Source organism: Mesorhizobium ciceri WSM4083 (assembly GCF_000519305.1).
Taxonomy (GTDB): Bacteria; Pseudomonadota; Alphaproteobacteria; order Rhizobiales; family Rhizobiaceae; genus Mesorhizobium; species Mesorhizobium ciceri_B.
In genome coordinates this window covers 1-1,676 of record NZ_JAFG01000042.1, presented here as the reverse complement: position 1 = coordinate 1,676, position 1,676 = coordinate 1, and the positions used below count along the sequence as shown (strand labels likewise).

Sequence of the window (1,676 nt, the reverse complement as noted above, 5' to 3'; positions counted from 1 at the left end):
CGATCCCCTCGGCCTTGAAGCGCGCGCTCTGGCGGTTGAGTGGAGCATGCATGCCGAACTTGTCAAACAGGATCGTCGCCAGCAGTTGGGGACCGATGAAGCCGCGCGGCGTGGCATGGAACGGCGCCGGCGGCTGGGTGATCTTCTCGCAGTCGCGGCAGGTGAACTTTTCGCGCACCGTCGCGATCAGCTTGAAGCGGCGCGGGATCTCCTCCAGCGTCTCGGTCACGTCCTCACCCAGTTTCGACAGCCGCGATCCGCCGCAGCAGGCGCAGGCAGTTGGAGGGTCGATGACGACGCGCTCGTGTTCGATGTCATCCGGCCATGGCTTGCGCACCGGCCGTTTGCGCGTGAAGGGGCGCACCGTCTGGGTCTTCGCCGCCGCGGCCTGCGCGGTAAGCTCGTCCTCGGTCGCCGAGGTGACGAGTTCTTCGAGCTCCAATTCCAACTGCTCGATCAGCCGCACCGTGCGCTCGGAGCGCTGCCCGTACAGTTCGCGTTTCAGCTTCTCGATGCGCAGCTCGAGATGCGCAATCCGCGCCGCGGTGTCGGACAGCATGGCCTGCGCGTTGGCGGCTTCAGCCTGCCAGTTGGCAGCATCCGCGACCGCCACATCGCGTTCAGCCTGCAACGCCTCACGTTCAGCCAGCAGCGCCACGTAGGCGCTGGCAAGATCCGAGGGGAGCTCAACCGGCTTGGAAGTCATATGCCGATTGAATCACATTCCATTGTATTTTCAATTAAAAAATGCTACCCAACCCGAGTTTGACGCCACGTTTCCTGAGGGTTCCGCCAGTCTATGCCAGATAAGAGATAACTCAGCTGTGCAGAAGATACTGTCACAGCTCCGCCCTCAACTGTCGGCCATATGAAGCGGCCGCGCTCGAGTCTTTTTGTGAACAGGCATGCTCCTTGGCCATCATGCCAGATGACCTTCAACAAATTTCCGCGTTTCCCCCTGAAGCAAAACAGATTGCCCCCAAGGGGATTATGTTTGAGGACCTCCTGCACCCGTAGCGCCAGTGATGGAAAGCCACATCTCATGTCGGTGTAGCCTGTGGCTAACCACACACGCACGCCTTCTGTCGGGATCATCGCAGCATTTCCAGCCCCTGCAAGATCCGCATCAGGACACCTACGTCAACAGTGCGGTCAACGATCACACGCCGGCCGTTGGCCCCGACGATTTCCATCCGGCCACCGGTAGACACCGCTTGGCGGGTCGTAGCTGGTACTTCAGAGTGCGATCGCTCAGGAGCCGGCTCTTCCGGCTCTGCATCGTGCAGGCTGGGACCGACAACACCCATGTCAATGAAGGCGATCGGTGGGGTCTCGGACGGCGGGTTGGATCGGCCCAATCGCCCTTCCTGGGCTTGTTTCATCCAGATGAACAAGTGGTTCGCGTTCATGTCGTGACGTCGCGCCACAACCGACACCGGATCACCGGACTCCTGCACCTCACGCACAATCGCCAGCTTCTGCTCGACCGTCCAGGAGCGGCGCGTCCGCTGTCGGCCCGCATCCGGCGGCTGCGGCACAGCCGCGGCCGTGCTCGCTTCCAACGTCGACGGCTGCTCCATAGCCAGATACTTCATTCGCCAAGCGTCCACTTAAATCTAAGCGGACACTAACGCCTCAAGGTACGCGTCAGTAGGCGGCCTTCGTCGTATGCATAC

Annotated in this window: 3 protein-coding genes; all 3 read right to left on the bottom strand. The window is 61.3% G+C overall.

Annotated features, from left to right (window positions below):
- A partial coding sequence (locus tag MESCI2_RS0125705) for an IS66 family transposase zinc-finger binding domain-containing protein (protein ID WP_027038983.1) occupies positions 1-706 on the bottom strand: 706 nt, incomplete at its 3' end.
- 44 nt (positions 707-750) lie between these two features.
- Positions 751-1,095 (bottom strand): IS66 family insertion sequence element accessory protein TnpB, encoded by a 345-nt coding sequence (gene tnpB, locus MESCI2_RS1000000137520; protein ID WP_081738910.1) that lies wholly within the window; start codon positions 1,093-1,095, stop codon positions 751-753.
- Complete coding sequence (gene tnpA / locus MESCI2_RS0125700; protein ID WP_050596692.1) at positions 1,092-1,595, bottom strand: IS66-like element accessory protein TnpA; 504 nt, start codon at positions 1,593-1,595, stop codon at positions 1,092-1,094. Before tnpA ends, tnpB begins: the two co-directional genes overlap by 4 nt.
- Positions 1,596-1,676: the final 81 nt, after the last annotated feature.